The sequence below is a fragment of the Micromonospora halotolerans genome (assembly GCF_032108445.1).
GTDB lineage: Bacteria > Actinomycetota > Actinomycetes > Mycobacteriales > Micromonosporaceae > Micromonospora > Micromonospora halotolerans.
The window spans coordinates 3,856,647-3,880,241 of the sequence record NZ_CP134876.1 but is presented as its reverse complement, the minus strand read 5'-3'; the positions used below and the strand labels follow the sequence as shown (position 1 = coordinate 3,880,241).

The 23,595-nt window shown below is 73.9% G+C and carries 23 protein-coding genes; 4 read left to right on the top strand and 19 right to left on the bottom strand.

What is annotated here, in order from left to right; all coding sequences use genetic code 11:
* Positions 1–63 precede the first annotated feature (63 nt).
* From RMN56_RS18470 to RMN56_RS18440, 7 genes are all read right to left on the bottom strand, one after another.
* Positions 64–894, bottom strand: a complete 831-nt coding sequence (locus RMN56_RS18470) for a carbohydrate ABC transporter permease (protein ID WP_313718692.1) — start codon at positions 892–894, stop codon at positions 64–66.
* On the bottom strand, positions 891–1,877 hold the full coding sequence (locus tag RMN56_RS18465) for a carbohydrate ABC transporter permease (protein ID WP_262282049.1): 987 nt from the start codon (positions 1,875–1,877) through the stop codon (positions 891–893). Before RMN56_RS18465 ends, RMN56_RS18470 begins: the two co-directional genes overlap by 4 nt.
* Positions 1,874–3,166: a sugar ABC transporter substrate-binding protein gene (locus tag RMN56_RS18460; RefSeq protein ID WP_313718691.1), complete on the bottom strand. Its 1,293-nt coding sequence runs from the start codon at positions 3,164–3,166 to the stop codon at positions 1,874–1,876. The genes RMN56_RS18465 and RMN56_RS18460 overlap by 4 nt, the downstream gene beginning before the upstream one ends.
* Positions 3,167–3,389: 223 nt before the next feature.
* Positions 3,390–3,674 carry a GlsB/YeaQ/YmgE family stress response membrane protein gene (locus RMN56_RS18455; protein WP_189198069.1) on the bottom strand — a complete coding sequence of 95 codons (285 nt, stop codon included), beginning with the start codon at positions 3,672–3,674 and terminating at the stop codon, positions 3,390–3,392.
* A gap of 276 nt (positions 3,675–3,950) precedes the next feature.
* Positions 3,951–4,238, bottom strand: a complete 288-nt coding sequence (locus RMN56_RS18450; RefSeq protein WP_151464918.1) for a GlsB/YeaQ/YmgE family stress response membrane protein — start codon at positions 4,236–4,238, stop codon at positions 3,951–3,953.
* A 255-nt stretch (positions 4,239–4,493) separates the two neighbouring features.
* Entirely contained in the window at positions 4,494–6,371 is a 1,878-nt protein-coding gene (gene lepA / locus RMN56_RS18445) for a translation elongation factor 4 (RefSeq protein WP_313718690.1), read from the bottom strand.
* 109 nt (positions 6,372–6,480) lie between these two features.
* Positions 6,481–7,017 carry a DUF4240 domain-containing protein gene (locus RMN56_RS18440; RefSeq protein WP_313718689.1) on the bottom strand — a complete coding sequence of 179 codons (537 nt, stop codon included), beginning with the start codon at positions 7,015–7,017 and terminating at the stop codon, positions 6,481–6,483.
* A gap of 74 nt (positions 7,018–7,091) precedes the next feature.
* Here RMN56_RS18440 and RMN56_RS18435 point away from each other — a divergent pair, with 74 nt between their 5' ends.
* Both RMN56_RS18435 and rpsT read left to right on the top strand, forming a co-directional pair.
* A complete protein-coding gene (locus RMN56_RS18435) occupies positions 7,092–8,072 on the top strand; it encodes a phosphotransferase family protein (protein ID WP_313718688.1) in 981 nt (326 codons plus the stop codon).
* Positions 8,073–8,324: 252 nt separating this feature from the next.
* Positions 8,325–8,591: a 30S ribosomal protein S20 gene (rpsT, locus tag RMN56_RS18430; protein WP_151464914.1), complete on the top strand. Its 267-nt coding sequence runs from the start codon at positions 8,325–8,327 to the stop codon at positions 8,589–8,591.
* 199 nt (positions 8,592–8,790) lie between these two features.
* Here rpsT and RMN56_RS18425 read toward each other — a convergent pair whose 3' ends face one another.
* The 10 genes from RMN56_RS18425 to pepN all read right to left on the bottom strand — a co-directional run bounded on the left by RMN56_RS18425 (position 8,791) and on the right by pepN (position 20,655).
* Entirely contained in the window at positions 8,791–9,282 is a 492-nt protein-coding gene (locus RMN56_RS18425; protein ID WP_313718687.1) for a hypothetical protein, read from the bottom strand.
* The gene (gene holA / locus RMN56_RS18420) at positions 9,279–10,259 is read right to left on the bottom strand and encodes a DNA polymerase III subunit delta (RefSeq protein ID WP_313718686.1); all 981 of its coding nucleotides are present in this window, start codon (positions 10,257–10,259) and stop codon (positions 9,279–9,281) included. Before holA ends, RMN56_RS18425 begins: the two co-directional genes overlap by 4 nt.
* A 147-nt stretch (positions 10,260–10,406) precedes the next feature.
* Complete coding sequence (locus RMN56_RS18415; protein WP_376787198.1) at positions 10,407–12,812, bottom strand: ComEC/Rec2 family competence protein; 2,406 nt, start codon at positions 12,810–12,812, stop codon at positions 10,407–10,409.
* On the bottom strand, positions 12,809–13,690 hold the full coding sequence (locus RMN56_RS18410) for a ComEA family DNA-binding protein (protein ID WP_313718685.1): 882 nt from the start codon (positions 13,688–13,690) through the stop codon (positions 12,809–12,811). The genes RMN56_RS18415 and RMN56_RS18410 overlap by 4 nt, the downstream gene beginning before the upstream one ends.
* A 621-nt stretch (positions 13,691–14,311) precedes the next feature.
* Entirely contained in the window at positions 14,312–15,088 is a 777-nt protein-coding gene (locus RMN56_RS18405) for an SDR family NAD(P)-dependent oxidoreductase (protein WP_313718684.1), read from the bottom strand.
* A 304-nt stretch (positions 15,089–15,392) separates the two neighbouring features.
* Positions 15,393–16,244 carry a DegV family protein gene (locus tag RMN56_RS18400; RefSeq protein WP_313718683.1) on the bottom strand — a complete coding sequence of 284 codons (852 nt, stop codon included), beginning with the start codon at positions 16,242–16,244 and terminating at the stop codon, positions 15,393–15,395.
* Between the two features lie 48 nt (positions 16,245–16,292).
* A complete protein-coding gene (locus RMN56_RS18395) occupies positions 16,293–16,922 on the bottom strand; it encodes a histidine phosphatase family protein (protein WP_313718682.1) in 630 nt (209 codons plus the stop codon).
* Positions 16,919–17,323, bottom strand: a complete 405-nt coding sequence (gene rsfS, locus RMN56_RS18390) for a ribosome silencing factor (protein WP_262282038.1) — start codon at positions 17,321–17,323, stop codon at positions 16,919–16,921. Before rsfS ends, RMN56_RS18395 begins: the two co-directional genes overlap by 4 nt.
* A gap of 110 nt (positions 17,324–17,433) precedes the next feature.
* Entirely contained in the window at positions 17,434–18,030 is a 597-nt protein-coding gene (gene nadD, locus RMN56_RS18385) for a nicotinate-nucleotide adenylyltransferase (protein ID WP_262282037.1), read from the bottom strand.
* A gap of 108 nt (positions 18,031–18,138) precedes the next feature.
* Positions 18,139–20,655 (bottom strand): aminopeptidase N, encoded by a 2,517-nt coding sequence (gene pepN / locus RMN56_RS18380; protein ID WP_313718681.1) that lies wholly within the window; start codon positions 20,653–20,655, stop codon positions 18,139–18,141.
* A 66-nt stretch (positions 20,656–20,721) separates the two neighbouring features.
* On the opposite strand from pepN, the gene RMN56_RS18375 reads away from it, so the two are divergent.
* Entirely contained in the window at positions 20,722–20,940 is a 219-nt protein-coding gene (locus tag RMN56_RS18375) for a DUF397 domain-containing protein (RefSeq protein WP_262282035.1), read from the top strand.
* A 10-nt stretch (positions 20,941–20,950) separates the two neighbouring features.
* On the opposite strand, the gene RMN56_RS18370 is transcribed toward RMN56_RS18375, so the two are convergent.
* Complete coding sequence (locus RMN56_RS18370) at positions 20,951–21,340, bottom strand: hypothetical protein (protein WP_313718680.1); 390 nt, start codon at positions 21,338–21,340, stop codon at positions 20,951–20,953.
* 470 nt (positions 21,341–21,810) lie between these two features.
* On the opposite strand from RMN56_RS18370, the gene RMN56_RS18365 reads away from it, so the two are divergent.
* Positions 21,811–23,058 carry a cytochrome P450 gene (locus tag RMN56_RS18365; RefSeq protein ID WP_313718679.1) on the top strand — a complete coding sequence of 416 codons (1,248 nt, stop codon included), beginning with the start codon at positions 21,811–21,813 and terminating at the stop codon, positions 23,056–23,058.
* Here the strand turns inward: RMN56_RS18365 and RMN56_RS18360 are convergent, their stop codons facing one another.
* A complete protein-coding gene (locus RMN56_RS18360) occupies positions 23,059–23,595 on the bottom strand; it encodes a dihydrofolate reductase family protein (protein WP_313718678.1) in 537 nt (178 codons plus the stop codon).

The following is a 23,595-nucleotide window of genomic DNA, read 5'->3' as shown; positions in this document are numbered from 1 at the left end:
CGGAAATCGTGTTAAGCAGGGGCCCCTGCTCCACCGCAGGCGTTAACCGGGGACCCCTCCTTGTCAGCCCTTGACCGCGCCGGCGACGAGGCCGGAGACCATCCGGCGCTGGACCAGCAGGAAGAAGACGATCACCGGCAGGGTGAACAGCGTCGAGGCGGCCATCACCGAACCCCAGGCGGTGTCGTCCCGCCCGAAGAAGAACGTCATGGCCACCGGCAGCGTGTACCGGTGCTGGTCGTTGATGAACGTCAACGCGAAGATCAGCTCGTTCCAGGCGGTGATGAAGGAGAAGATGCTGGTCGCCACGAGGCCGGGAGCGACCAGCGGGAAGAGCACCTTGCGGAACGTCTGGGCCCGGCTGGCCCCGTCGATCGCCGCGGCCTCCTCCAGCTCCTTGGGCACCGCGGCCACGAAGCCGCGCAGCATCCAGACCGCGAACGGCAGCGAGAAGCCGAGGTAGGTCAGGATCAGGCTGGGCAGGGTGTTGTAGAGCCCGAGCCGCTGGATCATCAGGAACAGCGGGATGACCAGCGCCTCCAGCGGGATCATCTGCACCACCAGCAGCAGGATCAGGAAGGTGGTGCGCAGCTTGAAGCGGAACCGGGCCACCGCGGTCGCGGCGAGCAGTGCGACGAGCCCGCTCAGCACCACGGTGGCCACCGCGACCAGGGCACTGTTGAGGAAGAAGTCCGTGAAGGAGACGCCCGGGATGAGGTTGCCGGTGAGGATCTCCCGGTAGTGCTCCAGGGTCGGCTCCGCCGGCACCGGGCGCGGCGTGGCCGCGAAGATCTCCTTGTTGGGCTTCAGCGAGGTGGCGACCATCCAGTAGACCGGGAAGGCCGCGAAGAGCGCGACCAGCAGGCCGGCGCCGTTGAGGGCGATCTTCTTCACGACTCGTCCTCCTGCCGCAGCACCATACGGACGTACACGCCGGTCACCACCAGCAGGATCAGGGTGAGGATGACGGCGATCGCCGAGCCCAGCCCGTACTTGGGCGGTGGCGAGAACGCCTCCGCGTAGGAGTAGATCGACAGCATGAACGTCGACCGGTCCTGGGTGCCGCCGGCCAGCACGAACTGCTGGGTGAAGACCTTGAAGTCCCAGATCGTGGAGAGCACCACGAGGATGCCGAACACCGGCCGCAGCATCGGGAAGGTCACCGACCAGAAGACGCGCCACGGGCCGGCCCCGTCCACCCGGGCGGCCTCCTGGAGCTCGCTCGGCACGCTCTTCAGGCCGGCCAGCACGCTGACCGCGATGAACGGGAACGAGTGCCAGACCACCACGAGGGTCAGGATGGCGAAGAACAGCAGCGGGTCGTTGAACCAGCCGTAGCCGGTCCAGTCACTGCGCCCGAACAGCGCCGTGGAGAGCCCGTCGGGGAGCTTGTTGAACAGCCAGGTGGCCAGGCCGCTGGTGTCGTCGAAGATCCACTTCCAGACGATGGTGCCGGTGAGCGCCGGCGTGGCCCAGGCCAGCATCACGCAGCTGGCCACGAACGTGGCCATCTTCCGGCCGAGCCGGTTGAGCAGCAGCCCGACCAGGGTGCCGAGGATCATGGTGAGCACCACGTTGGCCACGGCGAAGAGCACGGTGTTGCGCAGCACCGTACGGAAGAACGGGTCACCGAGGATCTGGGTGTAGTTGGCCAGGCCCACCCACGGCCACTCGCGGTCCCCCCGCAGCTGCCGGACGCTGTTCAGCTTGTAGAAGGACATCATCACGACCTGGCCGAGCGGCCAGAGCAGCAGCACCGCGATGATCGCCAGGCACGGCAGGAGCAGCAGGTACGGGAGACGGTCCACGCGACGGCGCCGCCGCGCGGGGGTCTCCCGCGCGGCGGCTTCGCCGGTGGCCTCGGTCAGCGTGGTCACTTGGCGTTGAGGATGCTTTCCATCTCGGTGGCCGCGTCGGCGGTGGCCTTCTCGACCGTCTTCTGGCCCTTGATGACCGAGCTGTTCATGGCCTGGGTCACCGTCTTGGTCCGGCTCACCTCGACCCACTTCGGGGTGAGGGGGGTCAGCTTGGTGTTCTGCATGGCGGTGGCGAACGCGGCCATCACCTTGTCGTTGGCGTAGTTGCCGCCGCTGACCAGGTCCTTGTAGACGGGGAAGAAGCCGAGGCTGCTGGCGAACTCCTGGTCCTTCTGCTTGCTGAGCAGGACGGTCAGGTAGTCCCAGGCCAGCGCCTGCCGCTTGCTGTCCTTCCAGAGGGCGATGTCGGAACCGCCGGCGAAGGCCGGGGCCGCCTTGCCGTCCGGACCCGGGATGGGGAACGTGCCCCACACCTTCTCGATATCCGGGTTGTCCTTCTTCATGGCGCCGCCCTGCCAGCTACCGGCGAACGCCATGGCGGCCTTGCCGGTGGCGAACTGGGTGCGGGCGTCGACCTCGTTCCAGGCGGCGGCGGCCGGCGGGGCCACCTTGTGCACGGTCACCAGGTCGGTCCAGAACTTGACGGCCTTCTGCGCCTCGGGCGTGTTGTAGCCGGACTTCCAGCTGTCGCCGTCCTTGGTGGCGATCTCCGCGCCGGCCGCCCAGAGGAACGAGTAGAACGGCAGCTCGGAGTTGCCGGGCAGGGCGATGCCGTAGGTCCCCGGCTTCTTGGCCTGGACTGTCTTCGCGACGCTGACCAGCTCGTCCCAGGTCGTCGGCGGCTTCACGCCCGCCTCGGCGAACCAGTCGGTGCGGTAGTAGATGGCCCGCACGCCCGCGTACCACGGCACGCCGTACTGCTTGCCGTCGAGCTGGGCGTTCTTCACCAGGTCGGGAAGGATGTCCTTGCCCTCGGACCAGCCGTTGAACTTCTCCGTGACGTCGGCGAGGGCCTCCTGCGCCGCCCAGCCCTGGGTCTCGGTGTTGCCCAGCTCGGTGACGTCGGGTCCCTCCCCGCCGGCGAGCGCGGCCTGGAACTTCTTCGGCGCCTCGAGCCAGGGGATGTACTGCACCACGACGTCGGTCTCCGGGTGCTTCTTCTTGAACTCCGCCTCGACGCCGTCGAGGAACTTGGTCTGGGCGTCGCCGCCCTCACCCATCATCCAGACCGTCAGCTTGCTGTTGTCGGCGGCCTTGTCGTCGTCGCCGGAGCCACCGCACCCGGAGAGCACCATCGCGGCCGAGGCCACGATGGCGGTGACCGGGGCCAGCCGCTTCCACCTGTTCACGCCATATCCCCCTCGGGCCGTTTGGCATTAACCTTCTCCGCCGCACCTTAGTAGGAAAATTTCCTTTACAACAGGGGGTACTCGCGGCGGGCGGCCGAGGCGACCGTATCGCAGCCGGAGGCCCGGGCGGCAGGGGTGCCGTCCGGGCAGCTCAGGGCGGAGACAGCAGGCGGGCGCCCGACCGATTGGTCGGGCGCCCGCCGGCGCGCTTCGGGGATGGGGGTCAGTAGCGCGAGACGCCGCGGCGGCGACCCACGCCGGCCACCAGGGCCACGGCGATGGCGGCGAACAGAACCTGCAGCAGCAGCTCCCGCCAGTCGATGCCGGCCGTGTCGGCGAAGCCGGACGCCCGGGCGACGATCGTGCCCAGCAGCGCGGCGCCGACGCCGATCAGCATGTGCAGCCACATCGGCATGTTCTGACGGCCCGGGACGACCAGGCGGCCCAGAGCGCCGACGATCAGACCAACGATGAGCGCGGTGATGATGCCCCAAACGGTGAGCTCCACGGTCGCCCTCCTCCTCTTTCAATGAGTCACACGATGTCGTGTGGTTCCTGTCGTGACCGCTAAGTTCCCGACCCGCCGAAAATCCAAACCGACTCCGGTGACGAATTGCTCCGAACGGCTCTGACGTGGGATTTCCTGGCCGGATCCGGGCGCGGGAAGCGCCGCCGGGCCGGCCCTTCGCGGCTGACCGGCTTCAATTCCCTTTCCCGAGCACGAACGCCAGCGGGCGCCCGACCGACCGGTCGGGCGCCCGCTGAGGCGCTTCGGAGGTGTGCGTCAGTAGCGCGAGACGCTGCGACGGCGACCCACGCCGGCCACCAGGGCCACGGCGATGGCGGCCAGCACGACCTGGACCAGCAGCTCCATCCAGTCGATGCCGGAGGTCTCGGTGGCGATGCCGAGCGCGCGGGCCAGGACGGTGCCCAGCAGCGCGGCGCCGACGCCGATCAGCATGTGCAGCCACATCGGCATGTTCTGACGGCCCGGGACGACCAGGCGGCCCAGAGCGCCGACGATCAGACCAACGACGAGCGCGGTGATGATGCCCCAGACGGTGAGGTCCACGGTCTTCTCCTTCTAAGAAGTTTCACACGATCTGTGTGCTTCCTGTCGTGACCGGTAAGTTCCCGAGCCGCCGAAAAACCAAACCGACTCACCCCCCGCGCCGCCCGCCGGCCCGTCGTGCGTCGGTTCCGGTCCGCCGGGGATCTCCCAGGTGGGAGCGGTTCCGCGCCGGTCCGCCGGCCGGGAAAAATCTCCGGGTACGCGAACGGCCGGCGCCCCGCTCGTGCGGGACACCGGCCGTGTGGCGCGGAGGCGTTACTTCTTGCCGGCGGCCTTGCCATCGCCGGAGTCCGAGGAGAGCGCGGCGATGAAGGCCTCCTGGGGGACCTCGACCCGGCCCACCATCTTCATCCGCTTCTTGCCCTCCTTCTGCTTCTCCAGCAGCTTGCGCTTCCGGCTGATGTCACCGCCGTAGCACTTGGCGAGCACGTCCTTGCGGATGGCGCGGATGGTCTCCCGGGCGATCACCCGGCTGCCGATGGCCGCCTGGATGGGCACCTCGAACTGCTGGCGCGGGATCAGCGTGCGCAGCTTCGCCGCGATCGTCGTGCCGTAGTTGTACGCCTTGTCCTTGTGCACGATCGCGCTGAACGCGTCCACCGGCTCACCGTGCAGCAGGATGTCGACCTTGACCAGGTCGGACGCCTGCTCGCCGGAGGGCTCGTAGTCCAGCGAGGCGTAGCCCTTGGTGCGGCTCTTGAGCTGGTCGAAGAAGTCGAAGATGATCTCGGCCAGCGGCAGGGTGTACCGCAGCTCCACCCGGTCGGCGGACAGGTAGTCCATGCCGAGCAGGCTGCCCCGGCGGCCCTGGCACAGCTCCATCACCGCGCCGACGTAGTCGTTCGGGGTGAGCACGGTGGCCCGCACCGTCGGCTCGTACACCTCGGCGATCTTGCCGGTCGGGTACTCGCTCGGGTTGGTCACCACGATCTCCAGGCCGTCCTCCTGGATGGCCCGGTAGACCACGTTCGGCGCCGTGGAGATGAGGTCGAGGTTGAACTCCCGCTCCAGCCGCTCCCGGATGATCTCCAGGTGCAGCAGGCCGAGGAAGCCGCAGCGGAAGCCGAAGCCGAGCGCGCCCGACGTCTCCGGCTCGTACACCAGGGCGGCGTCGTTCAGCTTGAGCTTGTCCAGCGCCTCGCGGAGGTTCGGGTAGTCGGACCCGTCGATCGGGTAGAGGCCGGAGTAGACCATCGGCTTCGGGTCCTTGTAGCCGCCGAGGGCCTCCTTCGCCGGGTTGGCGTTGATGGTGACCGTGTCGCCGACCCGGGACTGGCGGACGTCCTTCACGCCGGTGATCAGGTAGCCCACCTCGCCGACCCCGAGCGCGTCGGCCTTCACCATCTCCGGCGAGATGACGCCGATCTCCAGCAGCTCGTGGACGGCGCCCGTGGACATCATCTTGATCCGGTCCCGGGCGCTGATCAGCCCGTCGATCACCCGGACGTAGGTGACCACGCCCCGGTAGACGTCGTAGACCGAGTCGAAGATCATCGCGCGGGCCGGGGCGTCGGCCTTGCCGACCGGCGGCACGAACTGCCGGACGATCTCGTCGAGCAGGTGCGGCACGCCCTCACCGGTCTTGCCGGAGACCCGGATGCAGTCCGCCGGGTCGCCGCCGATGAGGTGGGCCAGTTCCTCCGCGTACTTCTCCGGCTGGGCGGCCGGCAGATCGATCTTGTTGAGCACCGGGATGATGTGCAGGTCGTTCTCGAGCGCCAGGTAGAGGTTGGCCAGCGTCTGCGCCTCGATGCCCTGGGCGGCGTCGACCAGCAGGATGGCGCCCTCGCAGGCCGCCAGCGACCGGGACACCTCGTAGGTGAAGTCCACGTGGCCCGGGGTGTCGATCATGTTGAGCACGGCGGACTCGCCGGTCCGGTCGCCCTCGCGGATGGTCCACGGCATGCGGACGGCCTGGCTCTTGATGGTGATGCCGCGCTCGCGCTCGATGTCCATCCGGTCGAGGTACTGGGCGCGCATCTGCCGAGGGTCGACCACGCCGGTGAGCTGCAGCATCCGGTCGGCCAGGGTCGACTTCCCGTGGTCGATGTGGGCGATGATGCAGAAGTTCCTGATGCGCGCCGGGTCGGTGGCACCAGGAGCGTTCGCGCCGGGATCGAGCGTCGGTGGCACAGCTGTCCGTTCTGATCGGCTGACGTGAGCGGGCCGGCGCGCCGCCGGCCCCCTCTATGCTCCCACGTCGCCCGGGGCGCGCCGGTGCTCCCCCGTCATCCCCCCGGCGTCACTCCTCGGGCGGCTCGACGAAGAGGGCGGCGAGCTTCGGCAGGTGCCGCCGCGCCTCGTCCTCGTCGTCGAAGTCCCAGAAGTCGTTCAGGTCCGGCGCCCGGACCGGGTCCCGGTCCGCCGGCAGGTCGGCCGCCGTGGCCTTCCGGTAGGCCTCCCACGGCACCGCCAGCATGGCCTCGCACTCGAACTCCTCGCCGCTGAGCGCGGCGGCCCGGACCTGCGGCAGCTCCGCGAGGGAATCCGGCTCGGTGACCGCCCGGGCGAACACCGCCCGGCCCTGGGTCATGAGCCAGCCCCGGAAGTATTCGAAGCCGTCGTCCGAGGCGCCGCCGTTGATCAGGTACGCCGCGCCCCAGAGGTCGACCTTGTACGACGCGGCGAGCACCCGCTGCTGGTGGTGGGCGTACCCGACGATCTCCTCCGGGTCCCGCTCGGCCAGCAGGGCGACCGCGCGGGCGGCGACCGCCGCGGGCTCGCCCCCGCCCCCGGCCCGGGCGCTGTCGATCAACTGCCAGAACTCGTCGGTCCTCATGGCCCCGCAGTCTGGCAGAGCGCACCGACGTCCTGGCGGAGCGCGCCGACGTCCCGGTGCGGCAGCATGGGCGGGTGCCCGCGATCTCCCTGCCCCCGGTGCCGTACGACGCGACCGCCGACCGGCCGGGCTGGGCCGCGCTGCCGGCCGGGCTGCGCGACGCGCTGGCCGCCCGGCTCGGCGGCCCTCCGGTGACGGTCCGCCCGGCTGGGGCGGGCTTCACCCGCGGCTTCGCCGCCGTGCTCACCGGCCCGGCCGGCGAGCCCGTCTTCGTTAAGGCGGCGGCGCTGGCCGAGCAGCGGCACCTGGTCGACTGGTACGCCCACGAGGCGGCCGTCCTGGCCCGCCTCCCCGCCGGCCTGCCGGTCCCCCGCCCGCGCTGGGCGCTCACCGAGGCCGGCTGGTACGCGCTCGCCCTGGACGCGGTCGACGGGCACACCCCCCGGCTGCCCTGGGACCCGGCCGAGCTGGACGCCGCCCTCACCGCGTACGCCGAGGTGGCCACCGCGCTCGCCGCGCCACCCGCGGACCTCGTGGCGCTCAGGCTCCCGCGCCTCGCGGACCTCGCCCGCGACGACATCCTCTGGTGGGGCGAGGTGGCCGCCGGCCGTGAGCCGGCACCGGCGCTGCCGCCCTGGGCCCCGCTGCCCGAGCTGGCCGCGCTGGAGGCCCGCCTCCCCGGGTACGCCGACGCCGCCCCCGGCCTGGCACACGGCGACCTGCGGGTGGACAACGTGCTGCTGGACGCCACCGGCCGCGCCTGGATCTGCGACTGGACCTGGCTCTGCCACGGGCCGGCCTGGTTCGACCTGGTCAGCCTGCTGATCACCGCCCACGCGAGCGGCCTCGACGCGGACGCCGCCTTCGCCGGCCACCCGGCCGCGGCGGGCGCCCCGGCCGACGCGCTGGACGTGACTCTCGCCGCACTCTCCGGCTACTTCCTCACCAGCGCCGCCGCCGGCCCGTCCACCGCCTCCCCGCATATCCGGACCCACCAGCGCTGGAGCGGCGAGCAGGCGCTCGGCTGGCTCGCCGCCCGCCAGGGCTGGGCCTGAGCGTGCTCCCGGCGGTGCAGATTTCCGCGCCGGACGCCGCGCCCGCGGTGACGGCGGAGGATCGGGGCCGGCGTGTCCGCGGCTCAGCCGGGGGCGCCGGGCCGGGTCGAGCAGGCCGGACGACCTTGGGGCATCGGAGGCGTTTTGGCTCGCCGCCGGGCGACCTGGTAACCTGGCTTTTCGCGCGGCGATGACGCATGTCCGTCGTGCATGAAAGCAGACCAACCCGAGCTATCAAGACGAGGCTGTCGCGTGGCGAACATCAAGTCCCAGATCAAGCGCAACCGGCAGAACGAGAAGCGCCGGCTGCGTAACAAGTCGGTCAAGTCGTCGCTGAAGACCGCCATCCGGAAGTTCAACGAGGCTGCCGAGGCGGGCGACACCGAGAAGGCCACCACGCTCATGCGTGAGGCCACCCGCAAGCTGGACAAGGCTGCCAGCAAGGGTGTCATCCACGCCAACCAGGCGGCCAACCGGAAGTCGGCGATCGCCCAGCGCGTCGCCTCGTTCTCGGCCTGACGAACGCCGTAGACCTCACCGGAAGCCCCGGGGCTCACCGCCCCGGGGCTTCCGGTCGTCTGCGTTCCCGCAGCCCTTGGTCGGCACCGCGTGCCGAACCAGCCCGCCCGCCCGGCTCTCCGGACCTCGTGACCTGACCGGCGCGCTACCCGTGCCCGCCGGGCAGGCGCGGCGCTTCAGCGACCCGCCGGCGGCCCGTTCAGTGGTACGGGTCGTGGCGGGGCGGGTCCGGCCAGCGCTCAGCCTCGCCGGTCGAGTCGGCGGGACGGGCCGCCCGCAACGTCGGATCGGCGGGGCGCGCCGCCAGCACGGTCGGGTCGCCAGCCAGGGCCACCCGGCCCGGCAGCGCGCGGGCCATGGAGGGCACGCTCGCCCGCCCGATGACCGGCTCCATCTGCCGGCGGAAGCGGTCCCGCTCCTGCTCCGGCACCTGCGCCGCGCTGCGGATCACCACCTCGGCGACCATGTCGTTGAGCTTCACCATGACCGCCACCGCCGCCGGCAGCACCAGCACCGCCCACCAGGTGACCAGCTCGGCGAGCGCGAGCAGCACGGCCAGCGCCACAGCACCCTCGAAGAAGAGGAAGCAGAGCACCCCGCCGGGGTTGACGAAACGCAGTCCGAGGACCCGGGCGTAGAGCGGCCGGTACCGCTCCTCGTCCGCCGGGACCGTCGACCACGTTCGGGTCACCGGCCGCCACCCTGCCGCGCCGCGGCCACGGAGAACACGGCCCGCTCCAGCGCGTACGCCCGGTCGTCGGCACCGCCCTTGACGGCCGCGTTGCACTCGGCGGCCGCCCGCATGGCCGCCACCAGGCCCTCCGGCGTCCAGCCGCGGCTCTGCCGCTGGGCCCGCTCGATCTTCCACGCCGGCATGCCCAGGCTGCTCGCCAGCTGGTAGGGGCTGCCCCGCCCGGCCGAGGCGACCCGGGCCACGGTCCGCACACCGTCGGCGAGCGCGTCGGCGATCGGCACCGGGTCGACACCGACGTGCAGCGCCCAGCGCAACGCCTCCAGGGCCCCGGGCACGTCGCCGACCATCGTCGCGTCGGCCACGGTGAAGCCGGTCACCTCGACCCGCCCCCGGTAGTAGCGGGACACCGTGTCCGCCCCGATCCGCCCGTCGGTGTCGGCGACGAGCTGGGAGCAGGCGGCGGCCAGCTCACGCAGGTCGGTGCCGACGGCCGCGATCAGCGCCTCGGCCGCGTCCTCGGTGCACTTCCCGCCGAGGCGGCGGATCTCGTCCCGGACGAAGGCGACCCGCTCCCGGTGGCCCTTGAGCTTCGCAGCCGGCACCACGGTCGCGCCCGCGGATCGCAGCCCGTCGGCGAACGCCTTGCCCTTGGCGCCGCCCAGGTGCAGCACCACGAGCTGCACCTCCGGGTCGGGGTTCTTCGCGTACCCCAGCAGGGCGGTGACCAGGTCCTTGCGGGCGTCCTGCCCGGAGCGGAGCACGAGCACCCGGCGGCCACCGAACAGCGACGGGCTGAGCATCTCGGCGATCTCCCCCACCGCCAACGAGCCGGCCTGGTATTCCCGGACGTCCACACCGGGGTCGACGCTGCGGGCCCGGGCGACGGCTTCGGAGACGGCTCGCGTGGCGAGCAGCTCTTCGTCGCCGAGAACGAGCAGAATAGGGGGCAGGCTGGCGGGGGTCACGTCGCCCATATTCGCACGGCCCCCGACCGGATCGTGCCTGCTCATCGAGGACTGTGACGGCAGAGCCCGCAGTCAGCGCAAATCCCGACATTCGAGTCGATCTACCAGCTATACCGACAAGCCCCCTCGATCGTCGGGCGGTATCCCGAGGCGGTCTCACGGCCGCCGCCCCGGACCGTTCCCCCGGGCCACCACCGCCAGCCCGGCACCGCTGCGGACGGCCGCGACGTCGCCGTCGGTGTCGGTGCGCAGCACCCGCGCACCGGCCCGGGTCAGCCGGTCCAGCAGGCCCGGGTTGGGGTGCCCGTAGTCGTTGTCGGTGCCCACACAGACCAGCGCGACCGCCGGTCGGACGGCGGCGAGGAACTCCGGATCCTGGTACGCCGACCCGTGGTGAGCCACCTTCAGCACGTCGGCCCGGATCGCCGCGGCCGGCACCGTCTCCAGCAGCGCCCGCTGCTCTTCGGTCTCGGCGTCGCCAGGCAGCAGGATCCGCACCCCGCGCACGGTGGCGGCCAGCACCAGCGAGTTGTTGTTCGGGTCCGACCGGCTGCCGCGCAGCGGGTAAGGCGGCCCGACCGCGACCAGCTCGACCGCCCCGGCCCGCCACCGCCAGCCCGCCTGCACGGGTGCCAGCGGGCTGCCGCCCTCGCGCGCCGCGTCGCGCACCTGGGCGGCCCCGTAGGGCGGCTCGGTCCACTGCGGGATCGCCACCGCCGCCACCCGCCGGCCCCGGAACACCCCGGCGATCCCGCCCACGTGGTCGGCGTGGAAGTGGCTGACCACCAGCAACGACACCTCGCGTACGCCGAGCCGGCGCAGGCAGCCGTCCACCCCGGACGGGTCCGGGCCGGCGTCGACCACGACCGCCCGGCCGGCGGCCACCGGCAGCACCACGGCATCCCCCTGCCCCACGGCGCACGCCACGACCACCCAGCCCGGCGCCGGCCAGCCGGCCGCGAGCAGCCGGACGGGCAGCGTGCCGAGCACCACCGCGACCACGACGACCGCGACCAGCCGCCGGGCCACCGGGCGCCGGACGGCCACCAGCAGCGCCACGCTGACGGCGGCCAGCAGCAGGGCGCCGGCCACCCCGCCCGGCCAGCGCAGCGTCCCGGCGGGCAACCGGGCCCCCTGCGCGGCCACCGTCACCAGCCAGCGGGCCGGCCAGCTCGCCAGCCAGGCGGCGAACTCGGCGCCGCCCGGCCAGACCGGCGACAGCACCGCCGCCGTCACGCCCAGCACGGTGGCGGGCGCGACGACCGGCACGGCCAGCAGGTTCGCCGGCACGGCGACCAGGCTCACCGTCCCGGAGAGGCCCGCGATCACCGGACCGCAGGCGAGCTGCGCGGCCGCCGGCACGGCCAGCGCCTCGGCCGCTCCCGGGGGTACGCCCCGCCGGCGCAGCGCGTCCCGCCAGCCGGGGGCGAGCAGCAGCAGTCCACCGGTGGCGCAGACCGAGAGCGCGAACCCGGGGTCGCCGGCCAGCTCCGGGTCGACCAGCACCAGCACGGTGACCGCGGCGGCCAGGGCGGGCAGCGCGGCCCGGGACCGCCCGGTGGCGAGCGCGGCCAACCCGATCGCCCCCATCGCCGCCGCCCGCACCACGCTCGGCGAGGGCCGGACCAGGATCACGAACCCGACCAGGGCGAGGACGCACAGCGCCGCGGCCATCCGGGGACCGGCCCGCGCCCAGCGGGCGAGCAGCAGCACCGCCCCGACCACGATGGCCACATTGGACCCGGACACCGCGTTGAGATGGGTCATGCCGGTAGCCCGGAAGTCCTCCTCCACCTCCGGCGGCAGCCGGCTGGTGTCCCCCACCGCGAGGCCGGGCAGCAGGCCGCCCGGCGCGTCGGGAAGCGGCGCGCAGGCCCGCTGCAGCCCCGTGCGCAGCGCGCCCGCTGCCCGCTGCGCCCACGGCGCCGCACCGTGCCGGGCCGGTGGTCCGGTGGCCGACAGCACCGCCGCCGTCAGGTCCCCGCCGCGCGGGGCCGACAGCCGACCCCGTGCGGTCGCCCGCTGCCCCGGCAGCACCGTGCGCCAGGCCGGGTCGCTCGCCAGCACCAGGCCGCGCACCCTGCCGGTGACCTGGCGGCCGGCAGGGTCGGTGAGGCGGATCAAATCGGCCCGGACCAGCAGGGTGGCCGGGCGGCCGGCGGCTCCCCGGATGGGGCGCGGGTCGTCCCGGACGACCAGCTCGGCGGTGACCAGGGTGCGTTCGGCCACGAGCGCCCGCACCGGACCGGCGTCGCGGACCGCGAGGCGGGCGGCGGTGGCGGTCGCACCGCAGACCACACCCAGCAGCACGGCGACCGCGATCCAGCCGTAGCGGCGGACCGGGGCGGCCGGGCGACCGAGCAGGCCGGACAGGTGGGCGCCGGTGAGGAGCGCCAGGCCGGCGGCGACGGCGGCCAGCCAGACGCTTGCCATCGCGGTGAGGTGCAGACCGGCGAGAGCGGCGAGCCAGGCGGCCACCGCCAGCCCGGCCAATCTCAGATCGGGCACTCCCCCATCGGTCCCGCTGCCGTCGGCGTCGCGGGGCGGCTCGGTGGTGCTCACACCGTCACCAGGTCCTTGAGCTGCTCGTACCGGGCGTCGCCGATGCCGTCGACCTGGCGCAGGTCGGAGACCGAGCGGAACCCGCCGTGCTGGTCGCGGTGGTCGAGGATCCGTTGCGCGAGCACGGGACCCACGCCGGGTAGGGCGTCGAGCTGGGCCAGGGTGGCGGTGTTCAGGTTGACCGGGCCGCTTCCCGGCGCCGCGCCACCGGCCGCCGGCCCACCCCCGCCGGCCGCCGTTCCGGGCGCCGCGGCCTGCCCGGGCGGGGCGGCGACGCCGACGAGGATCAGCTCGCCGTCGGCGACCTTGCGGGCCGGGTTGAGCAGGGCGACGTCCACGCCGGGCAGCGCGCCACCGGCCGCTTCGATCGCGTCGGCCACCCGGGCGCCGGCCGGGAGGCGGACGAGGCCGGGCCGGCGGACCTTGCCGGCGAGGGCGACCACCACCTGACCGGCGGAGCCGCTGGGCGCGGGTGCGGGGGCCTCCGGTGCGTCGACCGTCGCGACCGGGCGGACCGGCTCGGCGTGCGGCCGGGAGCGCCAGGCCCAGACTCCGGCGACCAGCACCACGACGGCCGCCACCGCAGCGAGGGCGCGCACGCCTCGCCGGCCGGGATCGAACGCGCCCGGGCCGGGCAGCCGGGACGCGAGGGAAGGTCGCCGGCCACCGGCATCGTCGGCCCCGGCCGCCAGGGCCTCGCCGACCCCTCTCGTCGGCGGCCATCCGCCGAGGGTTTCCGGATCCGGGTCCACCTGGTCCGGCTCTGGAGCGGAGCTGGTTGCGCGCTCGGGCTCAAGCTCTCGGGCCGCTGCGAGTGGCCGAGGATCAACAGCGGCGGGGGACCGCCCGGGCCACGGCGGGCCAGGGTCGACGTCCACTCGGAGCCCGGCGCGCGAGGGGATGGCGGCACGACCGGAGCCGACATCCGCCCCGAGCCCGGCGCGTGCCGGAGGGGCGGCACCGCCAGAGCCGACATCCGGAGCAGGCCGGAGGCCCGCCGGCAGGGCGGCACCGCCAGAGTCGACACCCCGAGCGGGCCGGGGGCCCGCCGGCAGGGCGGCACTGCCGCGCGGGGCGGCTTCGTCGACCGGCTCGAACAGCCGGGACAACCGCCGCCGTACCGTCGTCTCCTCGTCGTCTGGCACGGCTGGACGCTACGGCGACGCGAGGCAGGCCGGCCCGACGTCAGGGCCGGCCTGTGGACGGGGAGGTGCCCTGTGGACGGACCCGTGATCATGGCCGCGCTGTGCTACGCGGCTGGTGACAGCTCGCCGGGCGAGGCGGCATGCGGCGTCGGTGCGCGCAGCCGGGGCATCGAACCGCAGTAGGCCCGGGATGGGCTCACAGCGCGCCGCCTGGCCGACACCCCGCCCGACCGGCACTGAGCCGGATTGCCCCGCCGCGCACTCCACCTGGCGGGGACGGTTGGCCACGGCTACCACCGGCTGCCGGGCGAGCCGACACCGCATCCAGGAGGATCGCGGAACGATTCCCGGTGCTCAGTCTGCCTCCGGGTCCAGGCCGAGCGCCGCCCGGCCGCCGTCGACCGGCAGGGTCACGCCGTTGACGAAGGCCGCTCCCACCGAGAGCAGGAAGGCGACCACGTCGGCGACCTCCCCGGTACGCCCGGTCCGGCCCACCGGGTGCAGCCGAGCCAGTTCCGCCTCGACCCGGTCGGCCTCCCCCGGGTCGAGGCCGGCCACGAACGCGGCGTGCCGCTCGGTGTGGATGGACCCGAGCGCGACCGCGTTGGTGCGGATCCCCCGGCGGCCGTAGTCCACGGCGAGGGCCCGGGTCAGCCCCTCGACGGCGGCCTTGGCGGTGGCGTACGGCAGGGCGCCCGGCACCGCCCGGCTGGCCTGGTGGGAGGAGACGTTGACGATCGCGCCACCGGTGCCGGCGGCGAGGAACCGGCGTACGGCGGTGCCGGCGCCGACCACGGCGGGGCGCAGGTTGGCGGCGATCAGGTCGAACACCTCCCCCGCCGGCGCGCGGTGCAGGGCGGCGTCCCGGAACACGGCCGCGTTGTTGACCCAGCCGGCGAGCGGGGCGGCCGCCTCGGCGAGGTCGGCGGCCCGCCCGGTGACCTGCTCGTCGGCGGCGTCGCCGGCCACGGCGCGCAGCCGGTCGGCGGCCGGGTGCCCGGCCAGCCAGGCCAGCGCGGCCTCGTCCCGCTCGACGACGACCACGGTGTCACCGTCGGCGGCGAGCCGCTCGACGATCGCCCGCCCGACGCCCCGCCCCCCACCGGTGACCACATGGGAGCGCGCGTTCATCGAACCCCCCGAGGCCCGGAGATCTTGGCGAGTTGCCGTTCGGCAGGACCGGAAACTCTCCAAGATCGGACCACCCGAGGCACGGCAACGCCCGCGCCGGCCCCGCAGAGCACGGCACCGGCCACGCCAACCGAGCCGGCGTCGCGCCCAACGGCGAACGCGGGGACCACGGCACCGGCCACGCCGACCGAGCCGACGCACCCAGCGGCGAACGCGGGGACCACCGAACCGGCCACCCCGACCGGACCTGCGTGCCCAACCCCGAACGCGGGGACCACCGGACCGGCCACGCCGGCGAGCGCGGTCACGGGCGTCGGTGGAGGACGACGCAGGCGAGGCCCGGACCGGCGTGGGCGGCGATGACCGCGCCGGCCTCGGAGACGTACGTGTCGTGCAGCCGGTGGCCCAGCCGCTCGGTGAGCGCGGCCAGCAGCTGGTCGGCCCGCTGCGGCGCCGCGAGGTGGTGCACGGCGAGGTCGACCTGGGCGTCGCCGGCCGCCTCGACGGCCAGGTCGACCAGGCGCGCGATGCCCCGGCTGGCGGTGCGGACCTTGTCCTTCACGACGATCGCGCCGTCCGGCATGTGCATGATCGGCTTGACCGAGAGGGCGGTGCCGAGCAGCGCCTCGGCGGCGTTGATCCGGCCGCCCCGGCGGAGGAACTCCAGCGTGTCGACGTAGAAGTAGATGGTGGTGCGGTCGACGGCGTCGAGCGCCGCCTGGCGTACCCCGGAAAGGTCCGTGCCCTGTGCGGCGGCCGCGGCGGCGGCGAGCACCGGGAAGCCCAGGCCCATCCCGGTGGAGCGGCTGTCGACCACGGTGACCCGGTCGTCGCCGACCTCCGCGGCGGCCAGGCGGGCCGCCTCGACGGTGCCGGAGAGTTCGGCGGAGAGGTGCACCGAGACGACGCCGTCGGCGCCGGCGGCGAGCTGCTCCCGGTAGACCTGCGCGAACTGTTCCGGGGCGGGCCGCGAGGTGCTCACCGTGACCCGCCGGCCGCTCAGGACGCGGGTGGCGTCCTCCGGGAACGTCTCGATGCCCTCCAGTCCCTCGGCGCCGTTGAGCACGACGGTCAGCGGGACGACGGTGAGCCGGTGCGCGCGGACCAGCTCGGGCGGCAGGTAGGCGGTGGAGTCGGTGACGACCGCGACGGGCATGCCCGGCACGCTAGCCGATGTCACGGCGGCGCGCCGGGGCCGAACGGCTCAGACCGCGTCGGTGAGGGCGGGCTGGGTGATGAACCCGACGTTGTGTGCGCGCAGGTGCCAGCCCCGGACGTCGTCGTGACGCAGCTCGGTCCAGTGGCAGTTGGCCAGCGACCCGAGGCTGCGCAGCACCGTGTGGTCCCAGCCGAGCAGGTGGCCGACGCCCTGCCGGGCGCCGCCGCCGTGGGTGGTGACCACCACGGTGCCGCCGGCGGCCAGGTCGGCCGCGTCCTGGAACGCGGCGCCGAGCCGCCGGCCCAGGTCGTCGAGGCTCTCGATGCCCGAGCCGGGGTCGGGGTCGCCGGCCCGCCAGCGGGCGTACTCGTCGGGGAAGCGCTCGGCGACCTCGGTGAGGGCGAGGCCCTGCCACTGGCCGAAGTGCCGCTCCCGCAGCCGGGCGTCGGAGCGGACCGGCAGCCCGGTCAGCGCGGCGAGCGCGGCGGCGGTGTCGGCGGCCCGGCGCAGGTCGCTGGCGACGATGGCGTCGGGGCGCAGCGCGGCCAGCACGGGGGCGGCCACCCGGGCCTGCTCCCGGCCGAGGTCGTTGAGCGGCACGTCGGTCTGTCCCTGGACCCGGCTGGCGGCGTTCCAGTCGGTGTTGCCGTGCCGCCAGATGATCAGTCGGGTCATTCCGCGGCGGCGCTGCTGGCGGCCGAGTCGGCGAGGTCCCGGTCCACGAACGGGATCTGCGGGCAGTCCTTCCAGAGCCGGTCGAGGGCGTAGAACTCGCGCTCCTCGGTGTGCTGCACGTGGACCACGATGTCGACGTAGTCGAGCAGCACCCAGCGGCCGCCCCGCTCGCCCTCGCGGCGGACCGGCTTGGCCTTCTCCGGCAGCTCCAGCAGGCGCTCTTCGATGGCGTCGACGATGGCGAGCACCTGCCGCTCGTTCGGAGCGGCGGCCAGCAGGAACGCGTCGGTGATCGCGAGCTGGTCGCCCACGTCGATGATGACGATGTCCTGCGCCTTCTTGTCGGCCGCGGCCTGGGCGGCAGCCATCGCCAGCTCGTGAGCGCGTTCCGAAACTGTCACCGTTCTCCTTCGATCAACCGTGCGACTCTCCAAGCCTCTCACACCCGGGCGGGCGACGACTTGTCAGTTCTGGTCGATTACGTGGACAAAGGCGCACGTTCCGGGCGGATTTACCGCTGGTAGAGCCGCCGTTTGGCGATGTACTGCACCACACCGTCGGGCACCAGGTACCAGACCGGCTCACCCCGGGCCACCCGGGCGCGGCAGTCGGTCGAGGAGATCGCCATGGCCGGGACCTGCACAAGGCTCACCGTGTCGGCGGGCAGGTGCTTGTCGGAAAGCTCGAAGCCCGGCCGGGTCACCCCGATGAAGTGGGCCAGCTCGAACATCCGGTCCACTTCCTTCCAGGACAGGATGCGTTCCAGGGCGTCCGCGCCGGTGATGAAGAAGAGCTGCACCTTCGGGCCGTACTCGTCGTGCAGGTCCTGCAGGGTGTCGACCGTGTAGGTGGGACCGCCCCGGTCGATGTCCACCCGGCTGACCTGGAAGCGGGGGTTCGACGCCGTGGCGATCACCGTCATGAGGTAGCGGTCCTCGGGCGAGCTGACCGGTTCGTCCGCCTTCTGCCACGGCTGCCCGGTGGGGACGAAGACCACCTCGTCCAGGCCGAACCGGTCCGCCACCTCGCTGGCGGCCACCAGGTGCCCGTGGTGGATGGGGTCGAAGGTGCCGCCCATGATCCCGACTCGCCGGATGTCTTCCTCCACCCCGCGATCGTAGGCCGGGCCCCGCCTGCGGTCCGGCGGGGCCGCCAGGGCGTCCCACGGACCACGCCGGGCGGGGCCTCACACCCGCCCGGCGCGGTCACCGGAAGGTCAGGCGCCCGCGGCGGCCACCGCGGTCCTGGCGACCAGGGCCCGGCGCAGGTCGTCGTCCAGGTCGACGACCCGCCGGCGCAGCCCCGGCGTGAGGTCGTCGCGGGCCAGCAGCGCCGCGGCCAGCTCCCGGGTGGTCTGGGCCACGGCGTAGCGGGGGAAGGCCAGGCTGGCGACCCGGTCCGCCGTCCAGGGGGTACGCAGCCGCGCGGCGGCCGGCATGTCGGCGAAGTAGCGCTCGACGTAGTCGGCGGTCAGCTCGGCCTGCTCGGGCTGCCAGAAGCCCTCCGCGGTCGCCTCGACGAGCCGGTTGGAGAGGTCGGTGTTGCGGGTGACGATCTCCCACGCGGCCCGCTTGGCGTCGGCGTCGGGCAGCGCGGCCCGGCAGCTCGCGGCCCGCTCGGCCCCGGTGGCGCTGCGGTCGGCGGCCGACTCGGCGGCGATCTCGGGCTCGCCGGCCGCGCCCAGCACCACGAGGCGGCGCAGCAGCGCCCAGCGCAGGTCGGCGTCGACCGCCAGCCCCTCCGGCACGCCTTCGCCGGCCAGCCAGCCGGCGAGCAGCCCGGTGTCGGCGGTGGCGCCGATCAGACCCCGGCCCGCGGCGAGTTGGAGCGAGCCGCCGGCCGGGGCACCCGCCAGCAGGGTGGCGCAGGCGCCGGCGACGCGGAGCAGGGCCGCGTCGCGGGCCAGCGGGTCCAGGTAGCGGTCGACCAGGTTGCGGCTGAGGGTGAGCACGTCCTCCGCGATGATCACCTCGGTCTCGGCCGGCAGCGCCGCCTCGATGAGCGCGACCACCGAGGTCACCGGCCGTTCGCCGTCGGTGGCCGCGTCCAGCGCCTCGCCCCAGAGCAGTGCCCGGGCCAGCGGGTCGGCCAGCCCCGGGAGCACCATCGGCACCGCGTCGGCCGAGGCGGGGTCGAGCCGGATCTTGGCGAAGGTGAGGTCACCGGCGTTGGGCAGCAGCAGGCCGGTGGCCGGCTGGCCGAGCAGCTCGGCCAGCACGGTGCGGCCCCGGTCGGCGGCCGGGTCGAGGTCGACCTCCACGCGCTGCACCGGGGCGTCCGGGGCGTGCCGGGCCACGCCGATGCGGTGCGGCCGCAGCACCGGGTGGGTCTCCGGCGCGGTCTGCACCACCGCCACGTCGCTCCACCGGCCGTCGGCGTCGACCGCGGTCTCCACCCGCAGCGTGTTGACCTGGGGCCGGCGCAGCCAGCGCTCGGCCCAGTCGGCCAGGTCGCGCCCGCTCGCGGCGCTGAGGCTCTCCAGCAGGTCGGCGAGGGTGGCGTTGCCGAACCGGTGCTTGGCGAAGTGCGCGTTGAGGCCGGCCAGGAAGGGCTCGTCGCCGACCCAGGCCACCAGCTGGCGCAGCACGCTGGCGCCCTTGGCGTAGGAGATGCCGTCGAAGTTGAGCAGCGCCTGGGCGGAGTCGGCCACCTCCTCGGGGGCCACCGGGTGGGTGGAGGGCCGCTGGTCGGCCGCGTAACCCCAGGCCTTGCGGCGCATCGCGAAGGTGGTCCACGCCCCGGTGAAGTGGGTGGCCTCGGCGGTGACCCGGGTGCCCAGGTATTCCGCGAAGGACTCGTTCAGCCAGAGGTCGTCCCACCAGCGCATGGTGACGAGATCGCCGAACCACATGTGCGCCATCTCGTGCGCGATGGTGGTGGCCCGCAGCTCCCGCTGGCTGTCGGTCACCGCCGAGCGGAAGATGTAGTCGTCGCGGAGGGTCACCAGGCCCGGGTTCTCCATGGCGCCGGCGTTGAACTCGGGGACGAACGCCTGGTCGTACTTGCCGAACGGGTAGCGCTCGGCGAAGAGCTGGTGGAACCGGTCGAGGCACTGCTTCGTGACGGTGAAGATCTCGTCGGCGTCGGCGTCCAGGTGGGCCCCGAGGGACTTCCGGCAGTAGACGGCGAGCGGGATGCCGTCGTGCTCGTCCTCCCGGACGTGCCAGGGGCCGGCGATCAGGCTGACGAAGTACGTCGCCAGCGGCGCGGTGGGCGCGAACTCCCAGCGGCCCGGCGCGGGCCGGTCGGCGACCTGGCCGTTGGCGGCCACCGTCCACTCTGGCGGGGCGGTCACGGCGAGGGTCAGCGGGGCCTTGAGGTCGGGCTGGTCGAACGCGGCGAAGATGCGCTGCACGTCGTCGAGAAAGGACATGGCGTAGAGGTAGGTCTCGCCGTCGGCCGGGTCGACGAAGCGGTGCACCCCCTCGCCGGTGTTCGAGTAGGCCATCTCGGCGCTGACGGTCAGCGTGTTGGTCTCGGCCAGCCCGGTCAGCGGCAGGCGGTTGTCGTCGAGCAGGGCCGGGTCGAGGTCCCGGTCGTTGAGGCGCGCCCCCAGCAGTCGGAGGGGTTTGACCTCGGCGAAGGTGTCGGCGCCGGGGGTCGCCCGGAACCGGATGGTGACGGCGGAGCGGAACCGCTCGGCGTCGCCGGTCAGGTCGAGGTCCACCTGGTAGGACTCGACGGTAATCATCGCGCCACGCGCGGTCGCCTCTACACGGGTCAGGCTCGGCATCCGCTTATCCTGCCCGATGGGACCCGAGCGGGCTCCCCCGATACGCATGGCGATGGAGGAACGACGATGGGTCAGCATCCCAAGGGCGATTTCGACCTGTCTCAGGCGGTCTGGCAGCGGGCCGAGGGCGACACGTCCGACAGTGCGGTCGAGGTGGCCTTCGTCGGCGACCTGATCGGGATGCGGAACTCGGCCGAGCCGGACGGGCCGGTGCTGGTCTTCACCCAGGACGAGTGGGACGCGTTCGTGGCGGGCGCCCAGGACGGCGAGTTCGATCTGGACTGAGCCCGCGCGCTCAGTCACCGTCGCCCCAGCCGAGCCCGCCCGGGCCGGGCGCGTGGTGGAAGCCCGGGTGACCGGCCACGTCCGCGCAGCGCTCGCCGTCGGGGCCGACCGCCCCGCAGAACAGCCGCTCCGCGCGGTGCCAGGCGTCGGCCGGGGAGAGCGCCGCCGCGCCGAGTGCCAGCTCCGGACGGAGCAGGCCGAGCGCCTCGGCGTACGCGACGGCCAGCTCCCGCGCGATGGTCGGGTCGGCCGCCTCGAAGCCGAGGTGCACGGTGAAGTGCCGGGGCGGCCGAGTCGCGGCACGCCGGGGCCGCCCGACCAGCGGCTCCTCCCGGTCGCCGCGCCGCAGCCCGGTCACCGCCCGCCGGTGCCGCCAGTGTGCCGCCCTGTTGTCCCGCATCCGTCCTCCCCGTCGCCGGTGACCACGCCCGCCGGGAGTCCCGCCGGCGGGCGCGGGGCCGGCCGCCGCCGGCCCCGCACCGAAGCGAACCAGCTTTTCCGCGTCCTGGGAGGGGCCAGCTTCCCCGCTCGCCGCCGGCCCCCTCCCCGGCGGCGACCGGCGCCGGCCCACACCGGCGGGGCCCCGACCCGAGGCGGCCCGGCCGCCTCAGGTCGCGGCCGCCGCGGTTCGTGGCCGCCGCAGTTCGCGGGCGCCACGGTTCGTGGGGGCCACGGTTCGTGGGGGCCACGGTTCGTGGGGGCCACGGTTCGTGGGCGCCCCAGGTCGTGGGTGTCGCAGTCGTGGGCGCCGCAGTTAGTGGGCGCCGCGGGTCCCGACGTCACCAGGCTGCGGGTGAGGATTTGCCCGCGCCGGCACGGGTAGGTAGCGCAGCGACCGCACCGGTCGCCGAGCCGCGTCAGGAGCAGCCGATGAGCACCATCCCCAGCGACCGCAGCCCGGAGAGCACGCTCGCGTTCCTCCGCGAGGGCTACCGGTTCATCGGCGCGCGGTGCGACCGCCTCGGCACCGACATCGTCCAGACCCGGCTGCTGCTGGAACCGACGATCTGCCTGCGGGGCCGCCCGGCGGCGGAGCTGTTCTACGACAACGAGCGCTTCGTCCGGCGCGGCGCCATGCCGATGCGCGCCCAGCGCACGCTGACCGGGGTGGGCGGCGTCCAGGGCCTCGACGGCGAGGCGCACCGCCGGCGCAAGGCCATGTTCATGTCGATCATGACGCCGGCGGCGATCCGCCACCTCGGGCAGCTCTTCGACGACGAGTGGCGGGCCCGGATCCCGGCGTGGGCCGAATCCGGGCCGGTGGTGCTCTACGACGAGGTGGGCCGGATGCTCACCCGGTCGGTCTGGGCCTGGGCCGGGGTGCCGCTGGCCGACGCCGACGTGCCCCGCCGGACCGCCGAGATGCACGCGATGATCGAGGGGCCGGCCGTGGTCGGTCCGGGGCACTGGCGGGGCCGGCTCGGCCGCCGCCGCGCCGAACGGTGGGCCGGCGAGGTGATCGAGCGGGTGCGCGCCGGCGCGCTGCCGGCGCCGGAGGGCAGCGCACTGCGGGTGGTCGCCGGGTACCGGGACGAGCGGGGGATGCTGCTGCCCCGCCGGATCGCGGCCGTGGAGCTGCTCAACGTGCTCCGCCCGACCGTCGCGGTGGACCGCTTCGTGGTCTTCTGCGCGCTGGCGCTGCACGACCACCCGCACTGGCGTGACCGGGTCCGCGGCGACGACGCGGCGGCCGAGAGCTTCGTGCAGGAGGTACGGCGTTACTACCCGTTCTTCCCGGCGGCCGCGGCCCGGGTCCGGCGCTCGTTCGAGTGGCAGGGCTACGCCTTCCCACAGGGCCGGCGGGTGCTGCTCGACCTCTACGGCACCAACCACCACCCGGAGCTCTGGCCGGAGCCGGAACGGTTCCGGCCGGAGCGGTTCGACGGCTGGCGGGGTGACCCGTTCCGGCTGATCCCGCAGGGCGGCGGCGACCACCTCACCGGCCACCGCTGCGCCGGCGAGTGGATCACGATCGAGCTGATGAAACGGGCGGTCGGCAACCTCACCGGGTCGATGAGCTACCGGGTGCCGCCGCAGGACCTGGCCCTGGACCTCGGCCGGTTGCCCGCCCTGCCGCCCAGCGGCCTCGTCCTCGACGGCGTACGCCGCACCGCCTGATCAGCGCACCACCGCGAACCTCAGGTCGGTGATCTGCCCCGAGTCGTCACAGCGGGTCTTGCGGAGCGTCACCGGGCCGAGGTCGGGGCTGTCGAAGAGGCGTACGCCGCCGCCGAGCAGCACCGGCACGAGGTGCACGACCAGCTCGTCGAGGATCCCGGCCCGGAGGCACTGCCGTGCCACGTCCGCGCCGAACACGCCCACGTCCCGGTCGCCGGCCGCCTCCCGGGCGAGGTCGGCGGCCTGTCCGATGTCGCCGGAGAGGAAGGTGATCCCGTCGAGGGGCTCGGCGGGCCGGTGGGTCAGCACGAAGACCGGCCCGGACCAGGCCCCGCCGTAGATCGCACGCGCCCCGGGGCCAGGCCGGTTGCCGAGCTCCACGCCGCGCCGACCGGAGAGGATCGCGCCGGTGCGGCGCATGGTCTCGGCCCCGAGCGGGCCGGCGGCGCCGTGGCCGAACATCCACTCCGCGGAGTCGTCGGGCGGGGCGATGAAACCGTCGAGCGACATGGTGACGTGCCAGATCATCCGCGCCAT